General features: G+C 41.3%; 15 protein-coding genes. 9 read left to right on the top strand and 6 right to left on the bottom strand.

Features of this window, described 5'->3' with window-relative positions; genetic code table 11:
* Positions 1 to 63 precede the first annotated feature (63 nt).
* Together FD725_RS04315 and pbpC are read left to right on the top strand one after the other, a co-directional pair.
* A complete protein-coding gene (locus tag FD725_RS04315; protein ID WP_179046980.1) occupies positions 64 to 471 on the top strand; it encodes a universal stress protein in 408 nt (135 codons plus the stop codon).
* A 442-nt stretch (positions 472 to 913) separates the two neighbouring features.
* Complete coding sequence (gene pbpC / locus FD725_RS04310) at positions 914 to 3,229, top strand: penicillin-binding protein 1C (RefSeq protein WP_179046979.1); 2,316 nt, start codon at positions 914 to 916, stop codon at positions 3,227 to 3,229.
* Between the two features lie 21 nt (positions 3,230 to 3,250).
* Here the strand turns inward: pbpC and FD725_RS04305 are convergent, their stop codons facing one another.
* The 3 genes from FD725_RS04305 to FD725_RS04295 all read right to left on the bottom strand — a co-directional run bounded on the left by FD725_RS04305 (position 3,251) and on the right by FD725_RS04295 (position 7,053).
* Complete coding sequence (locus FD725_RS04305; RefSeq protein ID WP_179046978.1) at positions 3,251 to 3,907, bottom strand: hypothetical protein; 657 nt, start codon at positions 3,905 to 3,907, stop codon at positions 3,251 to 3,253.
* A gap of 68 nt (positions 3,908 to 3,975) precedes the next feature.
* Positions 3,976 to 4,614 (bottom strand): PEP-CTERM sorting domain-containing protein, encoded by a 639-nt coding sequence (locus FD725_RS04300; protein WP_179046977.1) that lies wholly within the window; start codon positions 4,612 to 4,614, stop codon positions 3,976 to 3,978.
* A gap of 783 nt (positions 4,615 to 5,397) precedes the next feature.
* Positions 5,398 to 7,053, bottom strand: coding sequence for a DUF3352 domain-containing protein (locus FD725_RS04295; protein ID WP_179046976.1), 1,656 nt, complete (start codon positions 7,051 to 7,053; stop codon positions 5,398 to 5,400).
* Between the two features lie 61 nt (positions 7,054 to 7,114).
* Here FD725_RS04295 and FD725_RS04290 point away from each other — a divergent pair, with 61 nt between their 5' ends.
* The 7 genes from FD725_RS04290 to FD725_RS04260 all read left to right on the top strand — a co-directional run bounded on the left by FD725_RS04290 (position 7,115) and on the right by FD725_RS04260 (position 12,534).
* Positions 7,115 to 7,474, top strand: a complete 360-nt coding sequence (locus FD725_RS04290; protein WP_179046975.1) for a rhodanese-like domain-containing protein — start codon at positions 7,115 to 7,117, stop codon at positions 7,472 to 7,474.
* 406 nt (positions 7,475 to 7,880) lie between these two features.
* Positions 7,881 to 8,957 carry a heat-inducible transcriptional repressor HrcA gene (gene hrcA, locus FD725_RS04285; RefSeq protein WP_179046974.1) on the top strand — a complete coding sequence of 359 codons (1,077 nt, stop codon included), beginning with the start codon at positions 7,881 to 7,883 and terminating at the stop codon, positions 8,955 to 8,957.
* Complete coding sequence (locus tag FD725_RS04280) at positions 8,957 to 9,151, top strand: element excision factor XisH family protein (protein ID WP_179051419.1); 195 nt, start codon at positions 8,957 to 8,959, stop codon at positions 9,149 to 9,151. The genes hrcA and FD725_RS04280 overlap by 1 nt, the downstream gene beginning before the upstream one ends.
* On the top strand, positions 9,139 to 9,474 hold the full coding sequence (locus FD725_RS04275) for a XisI protein (RefSeq protein ID WP_179046973.1): 336 nt from the start codon (positions 9,139 to 9,141) through the stop codon (positions 9,472 to 9,474). The genes FD725_RS04280 and FD725_RS04275 overlap by 13 nt, the downstream gene beginning before the upstream one ends.
* Before the next feature lie 14 nt (positions 9,475 to 9,488).
* Positions 9,489 to 10,166 carry a DUF2834 domain-containing protein gene (locus tag FD725_RS04270; protein ID WP_179046972.1) on the top strand — a complete coding sequence of 226 codons (678 nt, stop codon included), beginning with the start codon at positions 9,489 to 9,491 and terminating at the stop codon, positions 10,164 to 10,166.
* A 378-nt stretch (positions 10,167 to 10,544) separates the two neighbouring features.
* Positions 10,545 to 11,084 (top strand): methanogen output domain 1-containing protein, encoded by a 540-nt coding sequence (locus tag FD725_RS04265; RefSeq protein ID WP_179046971.1) that lies wholly within the window; start codon positions 10,545 to 10,547, stop codon positions 11,082 to 11,084.
* Between the two features lie 157 nt (positions 11,085 to 11,241).
* Entirely contained in the window at positions 11,242 to 12,534 is a 1,293-nt protein-coding gene (locus FD725_RS04260; protein WP_179046970.1) for an ATP-binding protein, read from the top strand.
* A gap of 11 nt (positions 12,535 to 12,545) precedes the next feature.
* Here FD725_RS04260 and FD725_RS04255 read toward each other — a convergent pair whose 3' ends face one another.
* The 3 genes from FD725_RS04255 to FD725_RS04245 form a co-directional block, all read right to left on the bottom strand.
* On the bottom strand, positions 12,546 to 12,995 hold the full coding sequence (locus FD725_RS04255) for an SRPBCC family protein (RefSeq protein ID WP_179046969.1): 450 nt from the start codon (positions 12,993 to 12,995) through the stop codon (positions 12,546 to 12,548).
* 124 nt (positions 12,996 to 13,119) lie between these two features.
* Entirely contained in the window at positions 13,120 to 13,308 is a 189-nt protein-coding gene (locus tag FD725_RS04250) for a CPXCG motif-containing cysteine-rich protein (RefSeq protein ID WP_179046968.1), read from the bottom strand.
* Positions 13,308 to 14,957, bottom strand: coding sequence for a radical SAM protein (locus tag FD725_RS04245; protein ID WP_179046967.1), 1,650 nt, complete (start codon positions 14,955 to 14,957; stop codon positions 13,308 to 13,310). The genes FD725_RS04250 and FD725_RS04245 overlap by 1 nt, the downstream gene beginning before the upstream one ends.
* Positions 14,958 to 14,964: the final 7 nt, after the last annotated feature.

The raw sequence follows: 14,964 nt of genomic DNA, 5'->3' as shown, positions 1-14,964 counted from the left end.
TGTTATTGTTTTGAAATATATCCATCCAGATTTTACCGGAGTCGGGGGTGCGGAGGTGCAGCGATGTTCAAGACAGTTCTATTTCCAATCGATCAAAGTCGGGAAGCACGGGAAGCTGCTGATGTAGTAATTAACGTCGTGCAGCAATATGGTAGTCGCCTAGTATTGCTATCTGTGGTAGAGGAATCTGCGACAGATGCACCTAATGCTGATCCTATGGTGTCTCCAGAGGCAGTTGCCAAGCTGCTAGAGAATGCCCAGGCTTTATTTTCGCAACAAAATATTTCCTCAGAAATTTTGGAGAGACAAGGCAAACCAGCCTTTACTATCTGCGATGTTGCTGATGAGATTGGTGCGGATTTAATCATTATGGGTTGTCGGGGGCTAGGTTTAACCGAAGAGGGCGCAACAGACAGCGTGACGACTCGTGTCATCAACCTTTCCCCTTGTCCAGTGTTGATAGTACCTTAACAGGACGTTTGAAAAGTCTGTTTCTTTGTCATGTTGAATGCAGCGTAGCGGAATGAAACATCTCGGTATGTGCCACAAAACCTAGATTCTTCCTGACGCGGAGCGTAAGGAAGAATGACATTTTTATACCTACCGAAACTTTTCAAACACCCTCTAAGCGTACTGAGTATTAAAGCTTGGCAAGACTAATGATTTGTGCATTAAGTGTAGGTTAGGTGGAGGCTTTGCGTAACCCAACATTAATATCCATACTGGGTTTTTAAGATCCATGTTGGGTTGCGCTACGCTTAACCCAACCTACATCTACAACCTACCAATACACAACTTTAGGCTTGCTATACTACTACATTTCTTTTTGTAAATTTAACAGAGAAAAAGCGTAGCCTAAAAATATGAATTGTATTTAATCAGGAATGGAGATGAAACTGAAGTGAAGTAAGTGATGACAAGGGTAAAAAATTGGCAGTGGAAATTTAAACTGAAATTAAAACATCGTCAAAGTCTGAAAATTATTTTGGCTATGGTTTTGCTGTGCCTGGGAGTGAGGTTACTGCCTTATTTTGCGCCGATTCACACCGCAGATATTATCCAAAATCAACAGGCGTTAGAATTTAGCGATCGCCACGGGCTACAATTAGGCACAATCCTCACCCGTGATCAAGAACATACCGCCGTTGTGGACTTAAAGCAAGTTTCACCCCAATTTATCCAGGCAATTTTAGCGGCTGAAGATGGTAACTTCTATGATCATGGCGCATTAGATATCCAAGCGATCGCTCGTGCTATCCAACAAACAATTCAGCATCAAAAAATTGTTTCCGGTGCTTCCACTGTTACCATGCAATTGGCGCGGATGCTAGCCCCATCTCCCCGTAACTTCTCAGGAAAACTCCATGAGATTTGGCTAGCTTGGCGATTAGCCGCCGGGATGAACAAAGACGAAATCCTCAGCGCATATATTAATCGCTTACCGATGGGAGGTAATATCTATGGTGTAGAAGCAGCCGCTAGAACTTACTTTTCCATCCCCGCCAGCGACTTAAATATTGCCCAAGCCAGTTTTCTCGCTGCTATCCCCAATAATCCCACCTACTTCGACCCTTTACGGCATGAGGAGCGACTCAAGCAGCGACAACAATACGTCCTCAATCGCATGGTAGAAGATAAGTATATTACCCAGCAGATAGCCCAAAAAACTCTGACGGAAAAAGTAGTCTTCCAATCCCGTCAGCGAGGAATCATTGCCGCACCCCATTTTTTATTCTGGTTAGCCAGTCAGTACAATACCCAAAACCTTTCTCCCCATCCCCAAACCTCCCTCATCCGCACCACCATAGATCAACCTTTACAGCAATTTGTCACCGCCCAAGTACAGCAAGTCATTTCCACCCTCGCCGCCAATAACGTCCACGATGCAGCCGCTTTAGTCATTGACAACCACACCGGAGAAGTTTTAGCTTACGTCGGTTCACCTGATTACTTTAACGAAACCCAACTAGGACGCAATGATGGTGTACAAGCGCTACGTCAACCAGGTTCTACCCTCAAACCCTTTGTCTATGAATTGGCTTTAGAAAAAGGTGCAATTCATCCCAATACCATCTTGGCCGATGTCCCCACCCACTACGCCATTCCCGGCGCAAAACTCTACAGTCCCACAGATTACACCCAAAACTTTCTCGGCCCAGTACGCATCCGCATAGCCCTAGCCAATTCCCTGAATATACCCGCAGTGCGAGTCTTAGAAAAAATCGGTGTGCCAATTTTCTTAGAACGGCTACGTCAACTAGGTTTTACTCACCTCCAGCAAACCCCAGAATATTACGGTTTAGGTTTAACCCTCGGCAGTGGTGAAGTCACCCTCTGGGAACTAGCCCAAGCCTACCGCACGATCGCCCAACAAGGCAAAATCACTCCCCTAGTCACTACCATTCCTCATGCCCAGCCTCCCACTCCCCACTCCCCACATTCAACAACATGGCAACTGCTCACCGATATTTTGAGCGATCGCCATGCTCGTGCCACAGCTTTTGGTGTAGACTCAGTGTTAAACTTGCCCTTTGAGGCAGCCGTCAAGACTGGTACTTCCTCCAACTTCCGCGATACTTGGACAGTGGGCTTTACCAGCGATTACACCGTAGCCACTTGGGTAGGAAATTTTAACGGCGAACCCATGCGCCAAGTATCGGGAGTTACTGGTGCAGCGCCTTTATGGAATCGCATCATGTTACATCTGCATGAACACCAACAACCAGCGCCTTTGCCATCTCCATCGGGATTAATCAAACTACCTATATGTGCTGTCTCTGGTTTAAAACCTACACCAGACTGTAACTCTATAGTCCAAGAATATTTCTCCCCGGAAGATAAAATTGCCTACGAGACTCAGCAGGACTTCAGTTTACCACCAGAGTATGACGAATGGATAGCAAAACATCAGGCATCAAGTTTAGTGGCAGATAAATTCAGGATTGTTTCTCCCCATAATGGCGATTCATTTTTGTTCTATCCTGATGCAGCACAGCAAAAATTGCAATTTCAGGTAGCCGAAAATCCCACCACACCTGTAGAGTGGTGGCTCAATGGAGAAAAGCTAGATAGTCAAGTTAATGCCTTCTCTTGGACTTTGCGCCCTGGTAACTGGACTTTGGCAGCTAGAAGCGGGGAACTGCATGATCAAGTTAGCTTCCAAGTAGAGTTAGCCAATATCTATCCCACACGGCGTGGATTTTCTCTGGTGAATTCTCAAAGATACTAGATAGGGCTTACGCACTCAATGCTATTTTGGTTCGTTCCATACACGAGGGTCAATTCGTACTACAGCCAGGAAGAAAAACATCAAACCGAGAGGGCCTGTAGGTGGAGTATGAGATAAACTAAATAAAATTGCTGCTAACATCAGTAAAATCACTGACAAGCGATCTACCCCCACTTGGGCTAGAGCGATCGCAGCAGCCGTTACTCCAACTAACCATCCTCCTGCACCAAGTATCCCAATGACGGATAAAGTGCTACCACCAATAATCGGATCAAAAAAGAGCAGGTTTACTTGCTGAGACACAAAAGATTGCACATTAGGAGGTAAGTTACGCGCACTACGGATCAACATCCCTCCAGCGATACCTGTAATTGCATCTAGAGATGTATAGAAAACGATAAAGAATGCCATACCCATCCGGCTAATTCTGGCAGCCAATCCACGCAAATATTTAACCATCAAGAAAACTGCCAGCGCCACGAGTCCAAATAAAGGTACTTGCAACAGGTGAAGCGTGAGCCACCAATCTACTTGTGGCAGGATGGAATCAAAAGCACTTTTACTAGGCACTCCCAGAGGATGCCAAATTTCTAGAATCCCCAGTATTAGAGGTGAAAGGACGATAACTAGTTGGCGTAGTATCGCCCATTTATCTGTGTAAGTATCTGCAATCTTCATGGGTAGCAGTTAAGCAAGACACCTGCTCGTTCAAATTGGCTTTATGCTCGTGGATTTAATCTTATTACTTAAGCTACTACTTTGTTTTTACTGAGCTTGCTTAAATTCTTTTTAGTTAACATTCCTCCTAATGCTAAAGCGATTGCTGTGCCAAAAATGCTAGTGGGTTCGGGAACAGGTGTAATGCGTAATTTATCTGGATCTTTTCTCACCTGTAACGGTAAACTTATGCGCTGCTCACTATTATCGTTAAAATCGATAGACCTACCATTTGTAAGCTGTAGAGGAAAAACAGATATCGGTAACACAACATTAAAATTATTACCTACAGTATCAAAAAATCTCCAAAATTTACTTTCTCCACCACTAAATATGGGATCTAAGCCTGCGATTCCTAAACCTTGTCCTAATGTTTGGAAATTCTTGAATGTATATGTTAAAGGATTAGCACCACTAGAATCTGTTGTAGTTTTAATTTCTGCATCTACAAGTCCAAAATTCTTTGATGCGTCATTTTGAAAACTATCGTCTATGATCAAAAACCCATCAACACTTCCATTATTAGGATTACCCTCAAAAAATCCACAAAAACTGAGCTTGAGTATAGCAGCCGCCGCAGGGTTAGTACCAATAAAACCCAAAGTGGCAATGGTCGCAGTAGCTATAGTGGCGACATTATGTAGCTTACGGGATTTCCACAAGTTCATGATCTTTTCCTTAATTAATCAATGTGCCAAAATTCAACAATTGGGCTGAATGAAAAGGATGGCGATCGCTTTTCTGGCAACACAAGATGGCAAAAATTAGTTACACTGAGCTAAATACATTTATTTGGCAAGGGTTGATGCAACGAGCGATGCTGTAAAGCTGTCGCTAAGAGTGAGTGTATAAACACTCAACGCAGATACTCTTGCTTTTATTGTCTTCAAAGTTTGCAGTTATCTATACTCAATAGACTCTGCGTAGTTAGGAATGAGAGTTGGAGTTGATAGGCGATCGCTCTTTATTAGCAAGTAATGCTGAATGCCTTACTTGCTTTTACTGGTAATGATACGCTTAACTAAAGTGTCAAAATGCAATTTATCAACTCTTGATAAAGTAAAGTTATGTAAAAACTGATACCTGTCTCAATATATTTAAAGCTGGACTTGAAGAAAAAACTGCATAGATAGGTCAGTTTTGATCAACTTCAAACCTTTATTCATCAGTGATTTGCCTAATTCTTGCCACCTGTTACAAAAATTTATTTTATCAATAAGGAAATTAAGCTTTTGTCATGTTTGTTAAAATTTCCTGGTTACGTAAGATTTCTAGTCTGAAAAACAACGTAAATAGGCTGACGTATAAGTTAAATCTATCAATTGATGAGGTTTAAACCAAAGTCAAACTTTACATAACCTTTATTATTGATCTCAGTAAAATCACCAACCTAAAAGAGGATAAATGGGGAAAGTTAAAATTTACAGGTTTATTTCCCCATATCTGCTGGATTATGGATGGTGAAACTGGAAAAATACACCACCTTTGAGGGTTCCTGGATCATTGCCGTAGTTGCTGAAGGTGAGCGATCGCAGATGATCAAAGAATGGCTTTCCTACTACCTCTATTAGTTTGAGAATGGGTATTTGCTGCTCTACTAAATTTTGGGATGCTGGCCAATTCAGGTATACGTAACCTTGATTGGGTTGAGGAATGGCAGAGATGCTATTTTGGAAATCCCGATTTTTCAGTACAGAATTGTCTTTACTACTCAAGATTTCATAGATGGTAGCTAAATCAGAAGTGAAAATTTCGTAATTACCTATAGTTGTGTGTACACCTTTGACATTAGCATTCAGAGTAAATGATGGTTGAGATTTAGCATCGGTTTTTTGCGTTATGGTTGTTAATTCTGTCCAAGCGGAAACTGTTTGCTTGTCTAGGTTTAGGGTATTAGTGCTGAGTCCTTGGGATGAGGCGATCGCATCTAAATTAGCAATAGCTTCTGGCACATTTGTTAATTTTTCTGTGACAAAAATCCAGTCAGTTTTTGTTTGTCCATCACGAGGAATTAAAGCGATCGCATATTCTCCCTTGACCCAACTAAATATATCCTGTGCTAAGTTAATCCCCCAACTTTTCTGTACCTCAGCTAAGGGTTGTACCAATCGAGAAATGATATCTGTACCTGAACCAGAGGTGGCAGTTTTGGCTTGTGTCCAAAGTTTAGCTAAGTCACTGTTGCCTAAATTGCTCAAATCTGCACCAGCAATTACCAAACCTGCTGATGCCGGGATATATTTTAATGCGTCTACTGGCTGGGATAATAAAGGATTGAGCATAATTTCCCCAGAAGTGAGAAAACTAGTTTCTGCTAACACTCCTTTGGGGTTTAAGGTAAAGGCAATTATTTGACTGTCGTATATTGGTGCTGATAAGTTTAAGCCTTGCCATTCTGCAACCGTCGGGAGATTGAGAAAAACCGCAGCTAAAGAACTTTTAGGCAATTGTTGAATAGCTTTTTGGTATTGGGGAGAACTGATTAAATTGAGATCCGGGGCTTGTACATTATTAATGGCATCACGCAAGACTTTGGGATCATTGGCAAATAAGACGAAGTTATCGACAACTGTACCAGCGAGAGTATGAAACTCTGGTTGAGAACTATCATAAATGACTTTTGTCCCCTCATATGCTTCCGTCCCCAAGGTAGCACCTGCTAAGACTCGTCGAGAAAACAATAACTCAACAAACTCCAGGCTTTTCTCTGGTTTATCGGTAGCTAAGGCGATCAGATATCCTGGTTGCTTACCATTTTCCGGATCACGATCAATATCTAGGGAAGTGATAGCCAGAGAAATTTCGTTTCCTAACCAAGGTTGAATATCTTGCTGATAATCAATGCCACTGTTAGCTAATAAACTAGTTTTGAGTTTAGATAATTCTCCCGTACCTGCCAATGATTGTAAGCGGTCTGGGTTAACCAGGAGAGAAACCGTCACAGGGGCAAGTTGCGACACAAATATCGCCGCTTGAGGTTGGGAAGTAGATGCAATCAAGTTAACGGGACTTTTAGCAAAGAACCAATAAAAGCCAGCGATCGCTGCTAAGATGAGGGCGATCGCACCTGCTATGAAGAAACCAGAGAATGAGCGTTGCGTATTCATGTTTCCTACTTCTCCCGTTTTCTGCCAACATAAATAATATCGGATTGTTTACAAAAACCTCATGACAGGGAAAAGTTCTGGTCAACCAATTACTCAGATTAGTGTAGAGGAATTAGCGCAACGTCTGGCAACAGAGGATGCAAATATTCAGTTAGTAGATGTCCGGGAACCGCAAGAAATAGCCCTGGCAAGGATTCATGGCTTTATCAACCTACCTCTGAGTGAATATGCTCAGTGGGGACAACAAATCCACTCTATACTTAACTCTGAAGCCGAAACTCTAGTTTTGTGCCACCACGGTATGCGTTCTGCTCAGATGTGTGAGTGGTTGGTGAGTCAAGGTTTTACAAATGTGAAAAATATTGCTGGTGGTATTGATGCCTATTCAGTTTTAGTAGACTCCTCAATTCCTCAGTATTAATCTTTGGTTTTGGCAAATCAAACATCACCAAGTTGGAAGATTAAATTTCAGCTTGGCTGTGTTATTGTTGACAAAAGTTACATAATTTGTATTTAGAGGGGTGAGAGTTAATAAAGCTGATCTACAAGGGCATTATATGAAAGTAAATCTATCACAAATCATCAAAATTACGTACTTTAGAATACAATTTAGTATTTTATTTATGTAAAAATACTTATAAAACTAAATACGCCCTAGACAAAAATTTTGGCCAAAATCAATTTCGTCAACGCCATAGCAGCCAGAACAGTTTAATAATGGTTATTACAATAGAATTTAGATATATTGCTCTCTTAATTAACTATTATTAATTTTTTACTCAAGAATCTCACAATTTTTCACAGTTTGCCTTCCGTCAAAAATACCTATGCAAGTTCAGTTGACTAATCGACAACAGCATATACTTTGGGCAACAGTACGTCATTACATTGCTACAGCCGAGCCTGTTGGTTCAAAAGCTTTGGTTGATGAGTACGATCTGGGTGTGAGTTCGGCAACAATTCGGAATGTGATGGGGGTACTAGAAAAATCTGGGTTATTATACCAACCACACACCTCAGCCGGACGAGTACCTTCAGACTCAGGTTATCGGATTTATGTTGACCAGCTAATAACCCCATCCGAAGTTTTAGCCAAAGAGGTCGAACTAGCCCTGCAACAGCGTCTCCAGTGGGAAGATTGGAGCTTAGAAATTCTCTTGCAGGGAGCAGCGCAGATATTGGCTAGTTTAAGCGGATGTATTAGCTTAATCACTATGCCACAAACTAATACAGCCAGTATACGACATCTGCAATTAATGCAGATAGAAACGGGACGAATCATGCTGATTGTGGTGACAGATAATTATGAAACCCATTCCAAATTAATGGATTTACCCCCGGCCAGAGGAGAAACCAAGCCCGATCCAGAGGTGATTGATCGTGAGTTACAAATTGTTTCTAACTTTTTGAATAGCCACTTACGAGGGCGGAGTCTATTAGAAATTAACGCTCTGGATTGGAGTCAATTAGACCAGGAATTTCAACGTTATGGAGAGTTTCTGAGAAATTTAGTCCCAGAATTAGCACATCGCACGCTTGCACCAGCCGCAACGCAAATTATGGTGCGGGGTGTGGCTGAAGTGTTGCGTCAGCCAGAGTTTTCCCAACTTAATCAGGTGAAAACAATTATACAACTGTTGGAAGAAGAACAAGAGCAGTTGTGGCGATTAATATTTGCACAACCGGAATTAGAAGATCCAAATAAATCGAAGGTGACGGTGCGAATTGGCACAGAAAACCCCCTAGAACCGATTCGGACTTGCTCGTTAATTTCTTCCACCTATCGCCGGGGTACGGTTCCACTAGGTAGTGTGGGGGTTTTAGGCCCGACACGCCTAGATTACGAAAATGCGATCGCTGTTGTCGCGGCTGCGGCTGATTACCTCTCAGAAGCCTTCAGTTAATTGGAAAATTCTTAAATTATCGGCTCGTTTTAGAAGAGACTGAACCAGAACGTCTTCTATATTTAGCTGTCCCTATAGAAGCATATGACTCGTTTTTTTATCGAGATTTACCCAAGGCTTCTATTAAAAAATATCAAATTAAGTTAATAGTTTATGATTCTAGAAATGAGGTAATCATCAAATGGATAAATTAACAAAATACCGCCAATATATTCAACAGTTATTGACAGAAGAATCTCAGGGAAAAACCATTGGAGGAGACATTGAATCACAAACAGTTTTTGATTTAGAGCAGGATCGTTATTTATTAATTGACTTAGGATGGAATGAACACCGACGGGTTTACAACTGTGTACTTCATTTGGAGATTAGAGAAGAGAAAATTTGGATTCAACTCAATCAAACAGATACACTAATTGCCGATAAATTAATAGCCAAAGATGTGGCGAAAGACGATATTATTTTGGGACTTCAACCTCCTTATGTTCGAGAATACACTGGATTTGGAGTTAGTTAATTACATCTAAATTTATGGTCAGAAAAATTGCCTTGGGGGTGCTGTGGTTAGGATTCATTACTTATGCTTTTGTCTTCGCTCCTCCTGATCAACCTGATACAGTTGAGCTAATTAAAAACCTTTCTCTTGGTCAATGGCAAGGTATTAACCCCCTAGTAATCGCATTATTTAACCTCATGGGTATCTGGCCTATGATTTACAGCGCTATGCTGTTTATCGATGGCCGAGGACAGAAAATCCGCGCTTGGCCGTTTGCAACAGCTTCCTTCGCTGTTGGTGCGTTTGCGCTTTTACCCTATTTAGCTTTGCGAGAACCCAATCCTGAATTTATTGGTGCAAAGACTAGCTTGATCAAGTTACTAGATTCTCGTGTAACTGGTGTTATTCTCACGATAGGCGCAGTAATTCTTGTTGCTTATGGTTTGCAATCTAGTGATTGGAGCAATTTCGTCCAACAGTGGCAAACTAACCGTTTTATTCATGTCATGAGCCTAGATTTTTGCCTACTTTGCTTATTATTTCCCACACTGCTAGGAGATGATATGGCGCGTCGCGGTTGGCAAAATCAGCAGCTTTTTTGGTTATTTGCTGTCATACCCCTGTTCGGCCCTTTAATTTATTTATGCTTGCGTCCACTCTTACCAGCAGCGAATGCAGATGTCATCACTAACACTGTTTCAACCCAAAAATAACGGGTGAAACCTGCATTTCTTACAAAACGGTAGGGGCGGGTTCATGAGATATTCGTGAATGATTGAAGCATATTTGTGAACCCGCCCCTACAGCCTCTGTACTCCGGTTTTATCAATTTCGTGAGAAATTCGGGGAAAGCGGGGTGTAGGGATGTAGGGAAAAAGGGTTTTTTGGTTGAGTGCGTAAGTTCTGTAGACTACCTTCGGCTTCATCCTTTTTATAAGAAGCCTTTAACATATATAAATTTTCTTAAATGCTTATCTATTGAGGTTAGTTTTGTCAGTAGTAAGGGAAAACTATCTTGGGTATACGTGGTAATTAATTAACTAAGCACCATTGATGCCTGTTTTATATTTAACACTCAGAAAATAAACATCATGGTCAATGTATCTTTGCTCAACAACCAGATAGAGTCTTTAGAGTTACCAATTGAGCGTGATCAGTTTCTGCGCTCAATGATTCGAGAATTAGCAGGAACCTTACAAGATGTGATTGGGATTGAAGAAGCCGCAGGCTTTTTAAATGTAGTCGGCTATCGCACAGGTCAACACGTTAATCAGCTTTACAAAAATGCTTTGCAAGTGTCAAATCTTTCTCGTGAGCAGGTAACTGCTGTTCTCGTAGATTGGAAACGCCGGATTCAAGGTGACTTTTACGTGATCGAAGAAACGGATGAAAAGATTGTTTTAGGTAATCGCAAATGCCCATTTGCAGAACAGGTAGAAGGGCGAGAAGCTATGTGTGTGATGACATCAAATATCTTTGGAGCGATCGCCGCAGATAGTCTTGGCTACGCGAGAGTCGAGTTACAAGACACCATCGCCAGAGGCGCTCAGGAATGCACAATCGTCATTTATCTTCAACCTAGTGAAGCATTAAATGAGTTTGCAGGACAAGAATATTTCAAAGCAGAATAGGAGTTAGAAACGGGACAATTCGAGAGTATAATTCTTTCTCTGGAATATGTCCCGGCTGAAGTTTATCTTTGAAAATATAGCTGAGTATCTTCACTTTTATCGCATCACTCTTCCCTGTTAACAAAAGTAAAGATTCGTGCTGCAACACCTCACTATCATGACACCTGATCAATTTTTAATGTTTGCCCAGGTTTTACCAGAACCTATGTTGCTGGTTAGTAGCACAGGTGAAATTTTGGCAGTTAATCAACCTGCTGTCAAACTTTTTAGTAAAACTAGTAAAGTACTAATTGGTCAATGTCTGACTGAGTTTGTCACGGATTCGCCAGAAAAAGTTATTGACTATTTGCAAGTTTGCTCTCAAAGTCGCCAAATGATTTTGGGAGCTATAACTATCCACCAAGCTCAAGGAGAGGGAATCGCTTGTCGTAGTCAAGGGGCTGTACTTCAACCGCGATCGCATCAATGTCCGGCAATCAATTTACTACGTTTAGAAAAGCGCACAAGTGATCAATTCGTTGTCCTGAATCAAAAAATTCATGCCCTCAGTAAAGAAATTCAGCACCGCCAAACTATCCAGGCAGAATTTGCTCGTTCCAATGAAACTTTAAAACAAACTTTAATCAAATTGCAAAATGCTCTAGAAGTTGTTCAAAAAGAAAAGATGTCGGGATTAAGGCAGTTAGTAGCAGGGATTGCCCATGAAATTAATAATCCGATTAGCTTTATTTATGGTAATTTGATTCATGCTAGGGAATACTATTATGATCTAATTAAATTGATTCAACTCTATCAAAAAGAATATCCCCATCCTAGCCAAGTGATTCAGCAGGAAATTAAAGTTATTGATCTGGAGTTTCTGCAAAAGGATATGCAAAAATTACTCCAGTCTATGCAAACAGGTTCCGAACGAATTGCCGAGATTGTCAAATCTTTGCGAAACTTTTCTCGCTTAGACGAAGCAACATCAAAAGCGGTTGATATTCATGAGGGTATAGATGCGGCATTGATGATTTTACAAAATCGTCTTAACCCTAGCGATCGCCATAATGGTATTGAAGTAATTAAAGAATATGGGGAGTTACCTTGGATTTATTGTTCACCAGGGCAACTCAATCAAGTGTTTATGAATTTATTAAATAATGCGATAGATGCTTTAGAAGAGGCTGAACCAGGGCAAAATCATCCTTGTCGGATCTGGATTCGGACAGAGCAACTGAGCGATCGCTATATTACAATTCGCATCAAGGATAATGGTAGCGGCATCCCCAGCCAGATTCATGATCAGATATTTGACCCCTTTTTCAGCACTAAACCAGTTGGTAAAGGAACAGGATTAGGATTATCGATTAGTTATCAAATTATCGAGAGTCATGGGGGTCAAATTAATGTTATGTCTGATCCAGCTTGGGGAACTGAATTTAGCATCGAGTTACCCATTGTTTACTGAGTAAAACTGCATTACCGTGATTCACATTCCCGTTTTGTGACAAAGTGACGATAACGAAACATGGCTTCTAATTGTGCTTGTACTAACCAACCACTGATAAATTCTACTGTGTCGCCACCGGGCATAATGTAGGAAATCGCATCAGTTAATCTGGTTTTGCCATTTTCTAAGATAAATTGATGGCGATGTATCCAAGATTCAAAAGGCCCCGATATTTGGACATCGGTAAATAAGCGGTATTGTTCGCATTCGGTGTGACGTGCTAGCCAAGTTAAAGGTACAAGTCCAATAAATAGTTTAAACTCTGTAATTGCACCGACTTCTAATCCTCCCTCTCGGCGGACTACTTGCACTGGTTGCCAAGGTGGAGTTAGCAGTTGCAAAATATCCTGTCTTTCGTGGAATTTCCAAACTACTTCTGGTGGTGCGTTAATGATTGAGGAATGTTGAAAGTGCAGCATGAAACTATTGATAATTCGTAATTCGTAATTCGTAATACCCTACGGGAAGCAAGCTACGTAATACCGCTACGCGGAAGCAAGCTACGTAATTTACAAACACATCAAAACGTTGTGTTAGTTAAAATTAGCCTTCGTATTCTGTATCGATTTCGATGTCTAGGGTGTCTTCATCTACACGAATATATAGGATATTCGGACGACAACAAACTTGACAATCTTCGACGTAAGATTGCTGTCCACCAGCACTTAAATCAATAAAGGTGAGGTTGGGTTCGCCACAATAGGCGCAGTAATACTCGGCGGTGTTTTGCATTAACTTGTCAGCGATGAATTTAATGGCTGGAGTGTTTTAGGGAAATAACTGTTGGCTTCAGCCAAATGCTTTAGTAGTGTAGACTGTGGTAAGGCTCCTTGCAAGTGATGCCAAGGTAATATTTGCTCGGTTGACCAATTGCTGTGGACGTAAAAATCTAAGTCGGGGATTTGTCCTTTGAGTTGTTTAAAAGCACGCTTGTAACTCCCCAAAGAATCACCAAAGTCACGAGTAAGTTCCAGGAGTTGAGAAATTCGGCGATCGCCTCTCGATATCAATGCTTGTATAATCGACCAATTATAGCTCTCTGGGCGAAAATCTATGCCCTGTGGTTTTAAATTTTTTTGTAAAAATTGCAACCGTTTTTCTGCTTGACGATTTATACCGTACCATTGGAATGGTGTGTGGGCTTTAGGGACGAAGGTACTACAGCCATAGGTTAAGCGTAATCCAGGCGCAGCTTTTTTGATACTACGCATCATCGTGACAGTTGCTTCTAAATCCTCCGGTTCTTCCCCTGGAATACCAGCCATCCCGTAGAGTTTCAACCCTGTCAAGCCGCCAGCTTTAGCATTGATTGCGGCTTGGATGATTTCGTCATTGTGTAGCTTTTTGTTGATGATTTGGCGTAATTTTTCTGATCCACTTTCTACAGCAATGGTAAGCGATCGCGTGTCTCGTTTCACCAAAGTTTTTGCTAACTGTTCTGTCACTGTATTCGTTCGCACTGATGCAATACTCAGCCGCACATGATCATATTTTGGTTGACTGATATAGTTGAGTAATTCTACAAACTCTGGATGCTGTGTGACAGAAGCACCCAATAATCCCAACCGATTTGTGACTTGTAAACCTTTCTCAATTGCCGGAATTAACGAACTTTCTAAACTTGCTGTTCTAAAAGGTAAGGTAAGATAACTAGCTAAACAAAAGCGGCACATTTCCGGACAACTCCGCACCACTTCCACCATGTAAATATTTTCCCATGCGGCTTTTTCGGTGACAACAGTTGAGGCGGATAAAGTGTTTCCCCGATAAGTTTGCTTGTGGACAACTGCTGGAACATCAGCAGAAATTGGGTTAATTGCCGTGATTTCTCCATCTTTTGCTTGATATTCTACTGTATACAAACTAGGAATATAAATGCCTGGTACTTGTGCTAATGCTTTTAGTTGAGTTTGTCTTGGGGCATTTCTCACCTCTTTGTAAGCATCAATAAAATTTCCCAGAAGATTTTCACCATCCCCCAACAAAACAACATCAAAAAAATCAGCAAAAGGCTCAGGATTAGCAGTTAGAACAGGGCCACCACCGAAAATGATGGGATGGGAATCATCGCGTAAATTTGCTCTGATGGGAATTCCTAAAGATTCCAGCAGATTTAAAATATTCACATAATCTAATTCCCAAGAGATAGAAAATCCCATGATTTCCGGCTGTCTAGGGAGTGGTTCATAGATATCAGTAAATAACCGACTCACCTGCACATCACTACGCATTGCCAATGTTGCCCACACCACCTGATAGCCCAAGCTGGTGATACCCACTGTATACTCATTAGGAAAAGCAAATATTAAAGGGATGGCGTTGGTTTCTGGGGTGGCGGGAGTAAATAACAGGCGTTCAGCCGTCAATAAAGAAGATGTCACAGGTATT

It is taken from the genome of Nostoc sp. TCL26-01 (assembly GCF_013393945.1).
GTDB lineage: Bacteria > Cyanobacteriota > Cyanobacteriia > Cyanobacteriales > Nostocaceae > Trichormus.
Note: the sequence above shows the minus strand (reverse complement) of the source record. Positions and strands in the feature narration are given on the sequence as shown.